This window comes from Streptomyces actuosus, from assembly GCF_016921115.1.
GTDB lineage: Bacteria > Actinomycetota > Actinomycetes > Streptomycetales > Streptomycetaceae > Streptomyces > Streptomyces actuosus_A.
The window spans coordinates 60,445-75,443 of record NZ_JAFFZS010000010.1 but is presented as its reverse complement, the minus strand read 5'-3'; the positions used below and the strand labels follow the sequence as shown (position 1 = coordinate 75,443).

Genomic DNA, 14,999 nt, shown 5'->3' with positions numbered 1-14,999 from the left:
GCCGTCGTGGCCGGTCGCGCCTAGAACGTCCTCCTGCGGTCCCGCCACAGCACCACGGCCGCGACGAGCAGGACGCTCCCGGCGCCGCCGACCAGCGGGCCCGCCCAGTCGGCCGTGCTGCTGTCGGGGGCTGCCGGGTCGGGGCCACTGCCGAAGTACGTCCCGCCGTAGGCCGCCGGGGCCGGGTTCCCGGGCTTCAGCCGGGCCGCCGCCCTGATCGCGGCCGCCGGGTCGACGAAGCCGAAGCCGCGGGAGTCGTCGCGCCCCCCGTCGGGGGCGTTGCGGGCGGTGTCCTCCAGGAGTTTCTTGATCTGCGCGGGGGTCAGGCCGGGGTGGGCGGCCTTGACGAGGGCGACGGCGCCGGAGACGAAGGCGGAGGCGGCGGAGGTGCCCCAGCCCTCGTAGTACTTGTGGTCGGGGTCGGCGATGACGACGTCCACGCCGGGCGCGCTGACGGTGGCGTACCAGCGGCGGGTGGAGAACGAGGCCCGGGTGCCGTACTTGTCGACGGCGGTCGCGGCGATGACGCCGGGGTAGGCGGCCGGGTAGGAGATGTGGTCGCCCTTCTCACCGCCGTTGCCGGCGGAGGCGACGACGACGGCACCCTTCTTCAGGGCGTACTGGACGGCCTCGTCCTCCGCCGGTTCGGGGTGGGCGGAGGCGGAGTCGTCGCCCAGGGAGAGGTTGATGACGTCGGCGCCGTGGTCGGCGGCCCAGCGGATGCCCTTGGCGAGGGCGTTGCCCCGGGTCTTGCGGGCCTGGGCGCGGGCGGGGTCGCCGTCTTCGAGGATCACCCGGACCGGGAGGATCCTGGCCTCGGGGGCGATGCCCATGACACCGTCGGCGTCGCCGGATCCGTGTCCGTGACCGGCGATGATGCTCGCCATCGCGGTGCCGTGCCGGGCCCAGGCGCGGTCGCCCTCCGAGGCGCCGAAGCCGACGAGGTCGGTGCCGGCGAGGACGTTGCCGGCGAGGTCGGGGTGGTCGGCCTCGACGCCGGTGTCAAGGACGGCGACGGTGATGCCAGCGCCCTTGGTGGTCCGCCAGGCCTCCTGGGTGTGCAGGGCGTCCAGGCCCCACTGCTGGCGGCGTATGCCGTCGGCGTACGCGGGGGCGGCGGGCGCGAGGGCCACCGCGGTCGCGAGGAGGCAGCCGATCAGGCCGGCCCGATGCGTGGTGCGACGGCTCATGACGGCTTCTCCGTGGGCGAGGTCGCGGTCTCGCGCAGGCTGCGTTCGATGCGGTTCGCCAGGCCCTGTGCCTCGTTGCCGAGGCCGGCCTGGCCCGCGGCCGAGGTGGCGCCGGGCTCGGTGGCCTTCTCGACGGGCTGCGGGTCGTCGACGGTACGGCCGTCGGCCCAGCCCGAGACGGCGTAGACGACGACGGGTGCGTCGGTGAGGACGGACACCGTCCACGAGGCGCGCTGCCGGTCGCCGAAGCCGGCGGCGTCGGTGCCCTTCGCTGCGTACGGGCGGGGCATCAGGTCGGTGCGGTCGGCGAGGCCCTCCTTCTCGAAGCGGGTCCGCAGGGTGCGCATGGCGGCGGGGTCGGCGGTGGTGAACAGCAGGCCGACGGTGGTGACGTGGCTGTGGGTGGCGTCGGAGTAGGTGGCGCGCAGCAGGCGGTCGCAGCCGACGGGGGCCAGGGCCTTGGCCAGCAGGGGGTCGAAGGCGCCGGTGCAGCCGGCGTCCGGGGCCACGGCGATCCGCGTCCAGGTGCGGTCGGCGCCACCGGGTCCGGCGCCCTGGCCCTGGACGGTGGGCGGGAAGAGTCCGTCGACGGGGACGCTGTGCCACAGGTCGGCCGCCGCGGTGAAGGTGCCGTCCTCGCCCCGGTCCCCGGAGTCGCCGGTGAGCCAGCTTCCCGCCACGGCCCCGCCGATCAGCCCGAGCCCGAGGACCAGGCAGGCCGCGGCGGCGATGCCGCGCCGACGCGACCGCGGGCCGCGGTGCGGCTCCTCGAACCGCTCCGGCTCGCCGAAGGACACGGTGGGCCGGGTCGGGGCGCCGGGCGCGTTCCACGACAGCGCCGGATCGGGGGGCGCGGCGGGGACCAGCGGGCTCCATGGCCCGACGGGCTCGGGCCGCGTCCCGTCCCCCGGGCCGGTGCCGGGCGGTGACGTGGGACGGGTGGGGACCGGCGGTGCGGGGCGCGGGTCGACGCGGTGCGCGGGCGCCTCGGCGGCCACCGCGACGGGGCGCAGCCGGGTGGTGGTCTCGGAGGGGGCCTCGGCAGATGCGGCCGGGCCGCCCGGTATCTCGGCGGCGTTCCGCGGGGCGGGTGCGGACGGCCGGTCCGCCGGCGCGGACCCGCGCCGGGTCCGTCCCGCGGCGTCCTTCGTGGGGGCGGGGGCCCCGGAGGCCGCCGCCGGGGTTCCCGAGGCCCCCGCGGCCCTGCCGGGCTGCGGCGCGGGGTGCTCGCGGCGCGGTGCGGGCGGGGCGTCGGGGAAACGGGCGGAGGCGGGCGGCGGAGGCGGCGCGGGGGAGGTGCGGTCCTGCCCCGGGAAGGGCCCCGGACGTCCGGCGGCGGGGCGGCGGGGCTCGAAGGCGCCGCCGGGTACGGCCGCCTCGCCGGGCCCGGTCCGGTCCGGCGCGGAGGGCTGGGTGTGCGCCGCGGTGCCGGGCCGGGGGTCGGCCACCGGAGCGGTCGGGGGCGTGGTCGGGCGCGGTGGCACAGGGGCGCGGCGCGCTTCCGTGCTCATGCACCCCCCGTTTCCTGGTCCCCGGGCCGTCGTTCTCGTGCGCGGGCCGCACGGCGCGTACCCCCGCAGGCATACCCGCACAGGTGGAGCGGCATCCCCGGCACGGCGACCGGCCGGAGCGGTGAACCTCCGTGCGTGCGCGTCACTCTACGGGTTGCCGCCGGCGGAACGGGAACCAGTCCGCATCGCCGGGGCATCTGCCCGGAACGTCCCCCTACCCTGCGGTAATCCCGCGTGGCAGGCTGCGTGCATGACTGCGCGTGCCGCCGACCGGGCCCGTTACGACAGGGCCACCGCCCATCTCGACGCCCCCGTCGCGATCGTGGATCTGGAGGCCTTCGACGCCAACGCCGACGACCTGGTCCGCCGCGCCGCGGGCAAGCCGGTCCGGGTCGCCAGCAAGTCCGTGCGCTGCCGGGCGCTGCTGGAACGCGTCCTGGCCAAGGACGGTTTCCGGGGGATCATGTCGTTCACGCTCGCGGAGTCGCTGTGGCTGGCCCGCTCGGGCTTCGACGACGTGCTGCTCGCGTATCCGTCCACCGACCGGGCCGGGTACGCCGAACTCGCCTCCGACCCCAAGCCGGCCGCCGCCGTCACCGTCATGGTCGACGACGTCGCCCAGCTGGACCTGATCGACGCGGCACGCGGTGACGGCCGTGAAGTGGTACGCGTCTGCCTGGAGTTGGACACCTCGCTGAGGCTGCTCGGCGGCCGGGTGCGGGTCGGTGCCCGACGCTCCCCGCTGCACTACCCCGCCGAGGTCGCGGACCTGGCCCGGGCGGTGACCCGCCGGCCTGGGCTCCGGCTCGTGGGCGTCATGGCGTACGAGGGACACGTCGCCGGGGTCGGGGACGCGATCGCCGGGCGGCCCCTCCGCTCCCGGGCCGTGCGGCTGATGCAGGCCGCGGCCCGGCGGGAGCTGGCCGAGCGGCGCGCCGCGGTGGTGCGGGCGGTGCGGGCCGTCGCCCCGGACCTGGAGTTCGTCAACGGCGGCGGCACCGGCAGCGTGCAGCACACCGCCGCGGAGGCGGCGGTCACCGAGATCGCCGCGGGGTCGGGCCTGTACGTGCCGCGCCTGTTCGACAACTACACCTCTTTCCGCGGCCGTCCGGCCGCCCTGTTCGCCCAGCCCGTCGTCCGGCGGCCCGGCGTGGGGGCCGTGACGGTCCTGGGCGGCGGCTATCCGGCCTCCGGCGCGCCCGGTCCGGACCGGCTGCCGGTGCCGTACCTGCCGGAAGGGCTGCGCTACGACCCCCAGGAGGGGGCCGGCGAGGTGCAGACGCCGCTGCTGGGTGCGGCTGCGGACGACCTGCTGATCGGCGACAAGGTGTGGTTCCGGCACGCAAAGGCCGGTGAGCTGTGCGAGCGGTTCGACGAACTGCACCTGGTGGCCGGGGACAGGGTGGCGGAGTCGGTGCCGACCTACCGCGGCGAGGGCCGCACGTTTCTCTAGGACGCCCGGCGGAAGTGGCGCCGGGGGTCCGGAGGGCGGGGCCGGCGGGGACCTCGCCACGCGGCCCCTGGACCGCGTCGGGCGGCTTTCGGCTCGGCCGCCCGCGGCCGTCGGGACGCTCCCGCCCGGTGACCGGCCGACCGGACCGGGCGGCCTGCGGCCGGGTGCCGCAGCCGAAGCCACCGGGCGCCGAAGCCGCGGACCGCCGGGCCCCGGTGCACGGCTCCTGCGCCCCGGTGCCCGCGGCGGCGTAGGGCACGCCCGGCGCGGAGGCTGCCGGGCGTGCCCTACAACGGGGTGACGTAGGCCCCCGAGATGCCTCCGTCCACGAGGAAGTCGGTGGCGTTGACGAAGGATGAGTCGTCGCTGGCGAGGAAGGCGACCGCGGCGGCGATCTCCTCGGCCTCGGCGAACCGGCCGAGCGGGATGTGTACCAGGCGGCGGGCCGCGCGCTCCGGATCCTTGGCGAACAGCTCCTGCAGAAGCGGGGTGTTGACCGGCCCCGGGCACAGGGCGTTGACGCGGATCCCCTCGCGGGCGAACTGCACACCCAGTTCGCGGGACAGGGCGAGGACGCCGCCTTTGGAAGCGGTGTAGGAGATCTGCGAGGTCGCAGCGCCCATCCGGGCCACGAACGAGGCGGTGTTGATGATGGAACCCTTGCCCTGGCGCCGCATGTAGGGGATCGCCGCCTTGCAGCACAGGTAGACGGAGGTGAGGTTGACCTCCTGGACGCGTTTCCAGGCCTCCAGGCCCGTCTCCAGGATGGAGTCGTCGTCGGGGGGCGAGATACCGGCGTTGTTGAAGGCGACGTCGACGCTGCCGTAGGTGTCGTGGGCCGCCCGGAACAGGGCCTCGACCTGCTCGGGGTCGGTGACGTCGACCTTGGCGAAGAGCCCGCCGGTCTCCTCGGCGGCCGCCTTGCCGCGGGCCTCGTCGATGTCGGCGCAGACCACGTGCGCCCCCTCGGCGGCGAGCCGGCGGGCGGTGGCCAGTCCGATGCCGCTGCCGGCTCCGGTGACGACGGCGGTGCGGCCGAGCAGGCGGCGGCAGACAGTCTCTTCGGTCACTGTGCGGGACCCTCCGTGCTGATGAAGACGTTCTTGGGCTCGGTGAAGGCGGTCAGGGCGTCCGGGCCGAGCTCACGGCCGATGCCGGACTGCTTGAAGCCGCCGAACGGGGTCCAGTAGCGGACGCTGGAGTGGGAGTTGACGGACAGGTTCCCGGCGCGCACAGCCTGCGAGACGCGCAGGGCGCGGCCCACGTCGCGCGTCCAGATCGATCCGGACAGGCCGTAGTCGGTGTCGTTGGCGAGGCGGACCGCCTCGGCCTCGTCCTCGAAGGGCAGGACGACGGCGACCGGACCGAAGACCTCCTCGACGGCGACCCGGGCCCGCGGGTCCACGTCGGTGAGGACGGTGGGCGCGAACCAGAAGCCGGGGCCCTCGGGCGCCTTGCCACGGATACCGGGAGCCTGCGGGTCGACGTAGGAGCGGACGCGGTCCAGCTGGGACCGGGAGATCAGCGGCCCCATCTCGGTGCTCTCGTCGGCCGGGTCGCCGACGACGACCGACTCGACGGCCGGGGCGAGCAGGTCGAGGAAGCGGTCGTGGACGGAGGCATGGACGAGGATGCGGGTGCGGGCGCAGCAGTCCTGGCCGGCGTTGTCCAGGAAGGACATGGGGGCGGCGGCCGCGGCGGCCTCCAGGTCGGCGTCGGCGAAGACGATGCTGGGGCTCTTGCCGCCGAGTTCCAGCGTCACGCGCTTGAGGCGGGCAGCCCCCTTCGCCAGCACCTGCCGGCCCACGGCCGTGGACCCGGTGAACACGATCTTCGCGACGTCCGGGTGCTCGACGAGCGCGTCCCCCGCGACCGGACCGCGTCCCGGCAGCACCTGGAACAGCCCCTCGGGCAGGCCTGCGGTCAACGCGAGCTCGGCCAGCCGCAGGGCGGTGAGCGGGGTCGTCTCGGCCGGCTTGAGGACGACCGCGTTCCCGGCGGCCAGCGCGGGGGCCGTTCCCCACGCCGCGATGGGCAGGGGGAAGTTCCACGGCGCGATGACGCCGACGACGCCGAGCGGTTCCAGCACGGTGACGTCGAGTCCGCCGGGCACCGGGATCTGACGGCCGGTCAGCCGCTCCACTCCCCCGGCCGCGTAGTCGAGCAGGTCGCGGACGTTGCCCGCCTCCCAGCGGGCGTTGCCGATGGTGTGCCCGGCCTCGCGCACCTCCAGCCGCGCCAGCTCCTCCAGATGGCCGTCGACGGTGACGGCGAACCGGCGCAGCAGGCGGGCCCGGTCGCCGGGCGGCAGGGCAGCCCAACTGGCCTGCGCCCGGACGGCCCGGGCGACGGCCGCGTCCGCGTCGGCCGCGGTGGCGGCGGGGACGGTGGCGACGACCTCCTCGGTCGCGGGGTTCAGCACCCGGAGCCCGGCATCGGGGCCGGGGGTGGCGGAACGCTCGGCGGACGTCTCGGGCAAGGGGGGCCTCACAGGCGTTCGAAGGAGCGGCGCAGCTCCCAGTCGGTGACCGCGGCGTCGAAGGCGTCCAACTCGACCCGCGCCATGTTGCGGTAGTGCCCGACGGCCTCGTCGCCGAAGGCGGCCTTCGCCAGGGGGCTGGTCTCCCACAGCTCGGCGGCCTCCCGCAGGGTCGTCGGGACGTGCGCGAAGTCGGCGGCGTAGGCGTTGCCGGCGCAGGGCTCGGGCAGCTCCAGCTTCTGCTCGATGCCGTGCAGGCCCGCCGCCACCATGCCGGCGACGGCGAGGTGCGGGTTGACGTCGCCGCCGGGCACCCGGTTCTCGAAGCGCAGGGAGCGGCCGTGGCCGACGACGCGGAGGGCGCAGGTGCGGTTGTCGTACCCCCAGGCGACGGCGGTCGGGGCGAACGAGCCGCGCTGGAACCGCTTGTAGGAGTTGATGCCGGGGGCGTACAGCAGCGAGAAGTCACGCAGCGCGACCAGTTGCCCGGCGAGGAAGTGCCGCATCAGCTCGGACATGCCGCCGGGGTCCTCCCCGCCCCTCGCCATGGCGTTGTTGCCCTCGGCGTCGGCCAGTGAGAGGTGGATGTGGCAGGAGTTGCCCTCGCGCTCGTTGTACTTGGCCATGAAGGTGAGCGAGACGCCCTCCTGGGCGGCGATCTCCTTGGCCCCCGTCTTGTAGACGGCGTGCTGGTCGCAGGTGACGAGGGCCTCGGCGTAGCGGAAGGCGATCTCGTGCTGCCCCGGGTTGCACTCGCCCTTGGCCGACTCGACGGTGAGTCCGGCGCCGGCCATCTCGTTGCGCAGCCGCCGCAGGAGGGGTTCGACGCGTCCGGTGCCGAGGATGGAGTAGTCGACGTTGTACTGGTTGACCGGCGTCAGCCCGCGGTAGCCGGTGTCCCAGGCCTGCTCGTAGGTGTCCCTGAAGACGATGAACTCCAGCTCGGTGCCGACCTGCGCGGTCAGCCCGTGTGAGGCGAGGCGTTCCAGCTGGCGGCGCAGGATCTGCCGGGGCGCGGCGGTGACGGGCGAACCGTCGTCCCAGGCGAGGTCGGCGATCATCAGGGCCGTTCCCGGGTTCCAGGGGACGCGGCGCAGGGTGGCCGGGTCGGGACGCAGGACGAAGTCCCCGTACCCCCGGTCCCAGGACGACATGGCGTACCCGTCGACGGTGTTCATGTCGGCGTCCACGGCGAGGAGGTAGTTGCAGCCCTCGGTGCCGTGGTGGAGGACCTCGTCCAGGAAGAAGCGGGCGGCGAACCGCTTGCCCTGGAGGCGGCCCTGCATGTCGGGGAAGGCCAGGACGACGGTGTCGAGGTCGCCGCTCGCGACGAGGGCGTGCAGTTCCTCGACGCCGAGCGGGGCGGTGCGGTCTGCCACGGGAGGGCCTCCTGGGGGCGTCGGTGCGCTTCTCGGCAGGTCCGGAAGCCATAAGGTATTGCCGGGGACCATTGCTTGGGAAGGAGGCGCGGCGGTATGCCGGACAATGCGGTCGGCGCGGCTGCGGACGCCGGCGCCGGTGGCGTGGCGGACCGCCTCGCACCGGTGCTGCGACCGGTGCGGGCGGGCAACGGCTTCGAGGAGGCGCTGGAGCAGATCCTGCAGGTGGTGCGCCTGGGTCTGGTGCCCGCGGGCGAGCGGCTGCCGGCCGAGCGGCAGCTCGCCGACCGGCTCGGTGTCAGCCGGGTGACGCTGCGGGAGGTGCTGAGGGTTCTCCAGGAACAGGGTCTGGTGGAGTCCCGGCGCGGCCGGTACGGCGGAACGTTCGTACTGCCGCGCGAGAGAGCGGCGGGCGAGGCGGAGCTGCGCCGCAGGATCGCCGGCGTCGACATCGAGGACGTCCTGCGCTTCCGTGAGGTCCTGGAGGTGGGCGCGGCGGAGCTGTGCGCGGCGAACGGGCTCGCGCGGGACGGGGCGGCCCGTCTGCACCGGGCCCTGGACGGCACCCGCGACGCCCCGCCGTCCGACTACCGCCGCCGCGACACCCTGCTGCACCTGACCCTGGCCGAGCTGAGCGGCTCCCCCTCCCTGACGGCCCGGTACGCGGCGGTCAGGGCCACGGTGAACGACCTCCTGGACTGCATCCCGCTCCTCGTCCGCAACCTGGAGCACTCCCAGCGTCAGCACACCGCGGTGGTCGAAGCGGTGCTGGACGGGGACGCGGAGGCGGCGCGGGCGGCGATGCGGGAGCACTGCGCGGGGACCGCGGCGCTGCTGCGGGGGTTCCTGGCCGAGCCGGGGGACCGCTGATGGATCCCCGCGGGGCACCGGGCGGCGTCCGGAGCGCGATGCCGGCCCGCGGGGCACGGGGCCGTGCGGCCGAGCCGCCTCCCCCGCCGTGTCCCGCAGACACGCTGTGGGGACGGTGTATGCCGGGCGGCGCGGCGCCGCGGGGAGCCACCGGCAGGACCCCGGTGCCGCGCCCGGGACCCACCGGCGGCCGGCGCCGGGCGCGCCTGCCGGGGCACCGCGAGCCCGGCGCGGCAGGTGCGGACGGGCGCGCACGGCACCGGCCGCCGTGCGCGCCGCGCACCACGACCGCGTGCCCGAACCGGCGCAAAGGTCTGGCCGTGTTCCATTGGGGTGTTCGGGCACAGGGCGCCGGAGCAGCGAGGTGCCGGGAGGGCGCATGGCCGACAGGCCGTTGATCGGGGTGAGCACGTACCTGGAGCCGCGGGCGCGCTGGGGGACGTGGGAGCTGGAGGCGGCGCTGCTGCCGGCCGGGTATCCGCGGCTGGTGCAGTGCGCGGGCGGGCTGGCCGCGATGCTGCCGCCGGACGATCCGGTGTGGGCGGCGGGGACCGTGGCCCGCCTGGACGGCGTGGTGATCGCCGGCGGGCCCGACGTCGATCCCGCCTGCTACGGCGCCGAACGCGACCCGCGCACGGGTCCGCCCGCCCCGGCCCGGGACGCCTGGGAACTGGCGCTGATCAGGGCTGCCCTCGCCGCCCGCACCCCGCTGCTGGGCATCTGCCGTGGCATGCAGCTCCTCAACGTCGCGCTCGGCGGCACCCTCACCCAGCACATCGCCGGCCACGCCGTGGCACCCGGCGTCTTCGGCCGCCACGCGGTCCGGCCGGTCCCCGGCACGCGCTATGCCGCGCTGGTCCCCGAGGAGACCGCGGTCCCCACCGTCCACCACCAGTCGACGGACCGCCTGGGCACCGGTCTGCTCCCCTCGGCTCACGCGGCGGACGGAACCGTCGAGGCGATCGAGCTCCCGCCCGGGCAGGGCTGGGTCCTGGGGGTCCAGTGGCACCCGGAGATGGGAGAGGACCTGCGGGTGATGCGGGCGCTGGTGACCGCGGCCGGCAGCGGAACCTGACGGGTCCGGGAGCGGCCGATCCCAGGCCGCACGACGGGGCCCGAGCGGGCCGGACGGGTCCGGACGGGAAGGAAGGGGGCCTCACCGGCGGGGCGCGTGCGGCGGGCCCTCGCACGGGCTGCGGGCCGCGGCCCGGACACCCACCGGCCGGCCGTCTCAGCCCGCCGGGCCCGGTGGACGGGTGGGCGATGCCCCGCGGGGCGCACGATGGGCCGGGGGGCGGACCCGGGTCAGGGACAGCAGCTCCCGCGCCGGCCCGGCCGGCCGCTGCCCCGTCGGCCACACGGCCCGCAGCTCCCGCCGCAGGACGACTCCGTCCAGCGGCACGCTGACCAGTCGGCGCACCCCCAGTTCCTCCCCGACGGCCAGTTCGCTGAGCACCGCCGGACCCGCGCCGCTCTCCGCCGCCGCCTTCACCGCCGTCGTCGAGGACAGCTCGATCAGCGGCCGTGCCGGACCCAGCCCCGCCCCGCCCAGCGCGGCGTCGAGGACCTGACGCGTTCCCGAGCCCGTCTCCCGCAGGATCAGCGGCGTCGCGGCCAGCTCCGCCATACCCACCGGCCTGCGGCGCTTCGCCCAGGCGTGTCCCGGCGCCGCGACCACGATCAGCCGGTCGTGGGCGATGACCGCCGAGTCCAGCCCGGCCGGCACGGTGAGCCCCTCCACGAATCCCAGGTCCGCCTCGTCGGCCAGCAGCCGCTCCGCGACCGCGGCGGAGTTCCCGGCGAGCAGCGAGACCGCCGTGTCGGGCCGCTCGGCGCGCAGTGCGAGCAGCCACCCCGGCAGGAGGTACTCGGCGATGGTCATGCTGGCGGCGACCCGCAGCCGCGAGTCGCGGCGGTCCCGCAGCGCCTGCGCGCCGGCGTCGAAGGCCTCCGCGGCCTCCACGACCCGCCGCGCCCAGTCGGTCACCAGCGCCCCGGCGTCGGTCAGCCGCGAGCCGCGCGGGGAGCGGTCCACCAGCGCGACGCCCAGCTGGCGTTCCATCGAGCGGACGCGGCTGCTGGCCGCGGGTTGTGTGATGCCGACCTCGCGGGCGGCGGCGCCGAGGCTGCCGAGCCGGGCCACGGCCAGCAGCAGTTCCAGGGCTCCCAGGTCGGGCACCCGGTGGGCCAATGACCCGCCGGGCGCGGAGTCCTCGCTCCCGCCACCTCTGCTCGCGCTGCCCATAAGGCCAGTTTATGTCCTCATAGAGGCATGCTCCCTGGCGGGCCCCGGGACCCGGCGGGAGGCTGAGGACATGATCACCGCCGTCCGCCACCTGGGCCCCAACTGGTACGCATCCGTCATGGGCACCGCCGTGCTGGCCACCGCCGGCGCCGCCCTCCCGCTGCCGGGCCCGCTTCCCGGGCTGCGTCCGGTCTGCGTGGCCGTCTGGGCCCTGTCGCTGCTGATGCTGGTGACCCTCCTGGCCGCCCGCGCCCTGCACTGGCGGCACCACCGCGACCAGGCCCGCGCGCACCTCCTCGACCCGGCCACCGCCCCCTTCTACGGCTGCCTGGCCATGGCGCTGCTGGCGGTCGGCGGCGGCACCGTGACCGTGGGCCGCGACTGGATCGGCACCCCGGCGGCGGTCGCGGTCGACGCCGTGCTGTTCACCGCGGGGACGGCGGTGGGGCTGGCGTCCGCGGTCGCGGTGCCGTACCTGATGGCCGTGCACCACCGCGTCCGGGCCGACCAGGCCTCCCCGGTGTGGCTGCTCCCGCTCGTCGCCCCGATGGTGTCCGCGGCGCTCGGCCCGCTGCTGGTCCCCCACCTCCCGCCCGGCCAGCCCCGCGAGACCCTGCTGCTGGGCTGCGTCGCCCTGTTCGGGCTGAGCCTGCTGGCGACCCTGCTGATGCTGCCGCTCGTCTTCGCCAGGCTGCTCACCGGCGGACCGCTGCCGCTCGCGCTGACCCCCACGCTGTTCCTGGTGCTCGGTCCGCTGGGGCAGTCCACCACCGCCGTCGGCCATTTCGCGGACACCGCCCGCGGTCTCGTCCCGGGCGCCGGCGCCGCGGCCTTCTCCGCCTTCGCCGTCCTGTACGGCGCGCCGGTCATGGGCTTCGCGCTGCTGTGGCTGTGCCTCGCGGGCGCGCACGTGCTGCGGGCCCGGCGGCTCGGCATGCCGTTCACGCTGACGTGGTGGGCGTTCACCTTCCCGGTCGGCACCTGCGTCACCGGCGCGGAGTCGCTGGCCCGGCACACCGGGCTCGCCGTCCTCGACGCGCTCGCGATCGCCCTGTACGGCGTCCTGCTGACGGCGTGGGCCGCGGCGGCCGTCGGTACGGTCCGCGGGCTGTTCAGCGGCGCGCTGCCCGCAGCGCCGCGCCCAGCACCCGCGGCGCCGCGGCCAGTGACGGTCCGTACCACGTCAGGTGCCGCCCGCTGACCAGGGCACAGGGCAGCCCGGGGAAGGCCTCGGGTCCGTCGTCGGCGGTGAAGCGGTACGGCTCGTCGGGCAGCACGACCAGGTCCGGGGCCGCCGCGCGCAGCTCCTCCAGCGTGACCCGGGGGTAGCGGTCGGCATGGCGGGCGTGGAGGTGGCCGACGCCGAGCCGGGCGAGCACGTCACCGGCGAAGGTGTCCCGTCCCAGGACCATCCAGGGCCGGCGCCAGATCGGCACCACGGCCGTCCTGCGCGGTCCGCAGGAGTCCGGTCGCCGACCGTCCGGCGCCACCCAGGCCTCCTCGGCCTCGTCCAGCCAGCGGGGCCGTTCCCGCACGCCGCACGCCGCGAGGACCCGGGCGAGTTCCCGGAAGGCCTGCGGCACGTCGCGGACCTCGGTGACGAGCACCTCTGCACCCGCGGCGCGCAGGGCATCGAGGTCGGGGGCGCGGTTCTCCTCCTCGTTGGCGAGGACGAGGTCGGGGGCGAGGGCGAGGATCTGCTCGGTCCTCGGATTCTTGGTGCCGCCGATCCGCGCCACGTCGAGGCCGACCGGGTGGGTGCACCAGTCGGTGGCCCCGACGAGGGTCCCGGGCGCCGAGACCGCCACCGTCTCGGTCAGGGACGGGACCAGGGAGACGACCCTCACGGCCGCGACCGGTCCCGCACCGCCTCGATGTGCTCGGCCACCGCGACGACGACCACCCGGGTGTCGGACACGGTGGCCCGCCAGCGGTGGCGCACCCCACCGGTCAGGTACAGGCTGTCGCCGCGGCCCAGGCGGTAGGCGCGCCCCTCGGCCTCGATCTCCACGGCGCCCTCGGCGACGTACATCAACTGGTCGTTGCGGTACTGGAACTCCCGGCCGGCGTCGTGGTCCCCGGTGAACTCCTGGGCGTGCATCTGGTGGTGGCCGCGCACCAGCGACCGCACCCGCGGCTCGGGGCCGGTCTCCCCGGGCTCGGCGCGGACGACGTCGACGCTGCACGCGGGGTCGGCGGCGGCGAGGAGTTCGACGGCGGTGGTGCGCAGGGCGTCGGCCACTTTCTCCAGGGAGCTCCGGCTGGGCCGGGCCCGGTCGTTCTCGACCTGGCTCAGGAAGGGCACCGACAGGCCGCTGCGCTCGGCGACGGCGGCGAGGGTGAGCTCCAGGGCCCGGCGCCGACGCCGTACGGCCGCGCCCACGCGCAGGGGCTGTTCTTTGTGGTCGCCCATCGCTCCGGCTCCCTCCTTCGCTCGTCGTACGGTTGCTGTTCGTGCACCCGTTGCACGATGCACTTCTTCTGATGACTTGTCTGCACCCTACGCATGTTCGGCAAACCGATTCATGCGCCTGTCACATCGAGGACACGGCGCAGGGAGTGCGACCTCACAGTTCGCGCCAGTGGATCGGCACCGGCCACGCCCCGCTCCGGGTCGCGGGGCTTCTGTGGGGTTCAATGCGTACCGCATCCCCGGTGTTCCCGCCCATGTGATCGCCGAAGTCCCGGTATCGACATCGCTCTGCGTGGTTGGCTGGATCCTTTTCGCACAGACGGGGCCGGTCCGGACACGATCCGCGAGGGCGTTCCCCGGCGGCCCGGCGGCGAGCACGGCAGTGCCCGGGGTGCGGCGCGAACACCCGATCGGGGCCCGGCCGGACGGCCGGGGCGCGGCGCCCGCGATGACGGGGCGCTGTCGGTGGGGTGCGGCATGATGCGAGCGTGACCGGACGACTGATGCTCCTCGACACCGCCTCGCTCTACTTCCGCGCCTACTTCGGCGTCCCGGAGTCCGTGAAGGCCCCGGACGGCACGCCGGTGAACGCCGTGCGCGGGCTGCTGGACTTCATCGACCGCCTGGTGCAGGACCACCGGCCCACGCACCTGGTGGCCTGCATGGACGCCGACTGGCGACCGCGGTGGCGGGTGGAGCTGATCCCCTCCTACAAGGCGCACCGGGTGGCCGAGGAGCACGCCGCGGGACCGGACGAGGAGGAGGTGCCGGACACCCTGTCGCCGCAGGTCCCGGTCATCGAGGCGGTCCTGGACGCGCTCGGCGTGGCCCGCGTGGGCGTCGAGGGGTACGAGGCGGACGACGTGATCGGCACGTTCACCGCACGGGCCCGGGGCCCGGTGGACATCGTCACCGGCGACCGCGACCTGTACCAGCTGGTGGACGACGCGCGCGGGGTGCGGGTGCTGTACCCGATCAAGGGCGTGGGCACGCTCCGGGCGACCGACGAGGCGGTGCTGCGGGAGAAGTACGGCGTCGACGGCCCGGGGTACGCGGACCTGGCGCTGCTGCGCGGCGACCCCAGCGACGGTCTGCCGGGAGTGCCCGGCATCGGTGAGAAGACGGCCGCCAAGCTGCTGGCCGAGTTCGGGGACCTGGGCGGGATCCTGGCCGCGGTCGGCGACCCGGGGGCGAAGCTCACGCCGACGCAGCGCCGGCGGCTGACGGAGGCGGGGCCGTACCTCGCGGTGGCGCCGCGGGTGGTGCGGGTCGCCGGCGACGTCCCGCTGCCGGACGTCGACACGGTGCTTCCGCGCGCCCCGCGCGACCCCGTGGCGCTGGAGGAACTGGCGGCGCGCTGGGGACTGGGCGGATCGCTGCGACGGCTGCTGACGACGCTGGCCGCGTGAGCAACCTCCGTTCCCGCGTGCCTCTGCGGGCCCCCCGGGGGAGGAGAAGT

At 75.7% G+C, this 14,999-nt stretch carries 13 protein-coding genes; 5 read left to right on the top strand and 8 right to left on the bottom strand.

The window, feature by feature from the left end; translation table 11 throughout:
* Nucleotides 1–20: 20 nt before the first annotated feature.
* Both mycP and JS756_RS36785 read right to left on the bottom strand, forming a co-directional pair.
* On the bottom strand, nt 21–1,190 hold the full coding sequence (mycP, locus tag JS756_RS15235; RefSeq protein ID WP_205383646.1) for a type VII secretion-associated serine protease mycosin: 1,170 nt from the start codon (nt 1,188–1,190) through the stop codon (nt 21–23).
* Complete coding sequence (locus JS756_RS36785) at nt 1,187–2,701, bottom strand: hypothetical protein (protein WP_240203799.1); 1,515 nt, start codon at nt 2,699–2,701, stop codon at nt 1,187–1,189. Before JS756_RS36785 ends, mycP begins: the two co-directional genes overlap by 4 nt.
* A gap of 250 nt (nt 2,702–2,951) precedes the next feature.
* Here JS756_RS36785 and JS756_RS15225 point away from each other — a divergent pair, with 250 nt between their 5' ends.
* Nucleotides 2,952–4,154, top strand: coding sequence for an amino acid deaminase/aldolase (locus tag JS756_RS15225; protein WP_205383645.1), 1,203 nt, complete (start codon nt 2,952–2,954; stop codon nt 4,152–4,154).
* A gap of 287 nt (nt 4,155–4,441) precedes the next feature.
* Here the strand turns inward: JS756_RS15225 and JS756_RS15220 are convergent, their stop codons facing one another.
* Genes JS756_RS15220 through JS756_RS15210 form a run of 3 tightly spaced genes read right to left on the bottom strand, consistent with a single transcriptional unit; the run spans nt 4,442 to nt 8,012 of the window.
* Nucleotides 4,442–5,224, bottom strand: a complete 783-nt coding sequence (locus JS756_RS15220; protein ID WP_205383644.1) for a 3-oxoacyl-ACP reductase — start codon at nt 5,222–5,224, stop codon at nt 4,442–4,444.
* On the bottom strand, nt 5,221–6,633 hold the full coding sequence (locus JS756_RS15215) for an aldehyde dehydrogenase family protein (RefSeq protein ID WP_240203798.1): 1,413 nt from the start codon (nt 6,631–6,633) through the stop codon (nt 5,221–5,223). The genes JS756_RS15220 and JS756_RS15215 overlap by 4 nt, the downstream gene beginning before the upstream one ends.
* Before the next feature lie 8 nt (nt 6,634–6,641).
* Nucleotides 6,642–8,012 (bottom strand): glutamine synthetase family protein, encoded by a 1,371-nt coding sequence (locus JS756_RS15210; RefSeq protein WP_205383643.1) that lies wholly within the window; start codon nt 8,010–8,012, stop codon nt 6,642–6,644.
* 96 nt (nt 8,013–8,108) lie between these two features.
* Here JS756_RS15210 and JS756_RS15205 point away from each other — a divergent pair, with 96 nt between their 5' ends.
* The gene (locus JS756_RS15205; protein ID WP_205383642.1) at nt 8,109–8,882 is read left to right on the top strand and encodes a FadR/GntR family transcriptional regulator; all 774 of its coding nucleotides are present in this window, start codon (nt 8,109–8,111) and stop codon (nt 8,880–8,882) included.
* A 379-nt stretch (nt 8,883–9,261) separates the two neighbouring features.
* The gene (locus tag JS756_RS15200; RefSeq protein ID WP_205383641.1) at nt 9,262–9,957 is read left to right on the top strand and encodes a gamma-glutamyl-gamma-aminobutyrate hydrolase family protein; all 696 of its coding nucleotides are present in this window, start codon (nt 9,262–9,264) and stop codon (nt 9,955–9,957) included.
* Between the two features lie 156 nt (nt 9,958–10,113).
* Here the strand turns inward: JS756_RS15200 and JS756_RS15195 are convergent, their stop codons facing one another.
* Complete coding sequence (locus JS756_RS15195) at nt 10,114–11,127, bottom strand: LysR family transcriptional regulator (protein WP_205383640.1); 1,014 nt, start codon at nt 11,125–11,127, stop codon at nt 10,114–10,116.
* 70 nt (nt 11,128–11,197) lie between these two features.
* Between JS756_RS15195 and JS756_RS15190 the strand changes: the two genes are divergently transcribed.
* Nucleotides 11,198–12,328 carry a TDT family transporter gene (locus JS756_RS15190; protein WP_205383639.1) on the top strand — a complete coding sequence of 377 codons (1,131 nt, stop codon included), beginning with the start codon at nt 11,198–11,200 and terminating at the stop codon, nt 12,326–12,328.
* Here JS756_RS15190 and JS756_RS15185 read toward each other — a convergent pair.
* Nucleotides 12,240–12,974 carry a helical backbone metal receptor gene (locus JS756_RS15185; RefSeq protein WP_205383638.1) on the bottom strand — a complete coding sequence of 245 codons (735 nt, stop codon included), beginning with the start codon at nt 12,972–12,974 and terminating at the stop codon, nt 12,240–12,242. The two genes, JS756_RS15190 and JS756_RS15185, sit on opposite strands and share 89 nt — an antisense overlap.
* Nucleotides 12,971–13,540: a helix-turn-helix domain-containing protein gene (locus JS756_RS15180; RefSeq protein ID WP_205383637.1), complete on the bottom strand. Its 570-nt coding sequence runs from the start codon at nt 13,538–13,540 to the stop codon at nt 12,971–12,973. The genes JS756_RS15185 and JS756_RS15180 overlap by 4 nt, the downstream gene beginning before the upstream one ends.
* Nucleotides 13,541–14,043: 503 nt before the next feature.
* Between JS756_RS15180 and JS756_RS15175 the strand changes: the two genes are divergently transcribed.
* Nucleotides 14,044–14,949 (top strand): 5'-3' exonuclease, encoded by a 906-nt coding sequence (locus JS756_RS15175; protein ID WP_205383767.1) that lies wholly within the window; start codon nt 14,044–14,046, stop codon nt 14,947–14,949.
* The last annotated feature ends 50 nt before the right edge of the window (nt 14,950–14,999 follow it).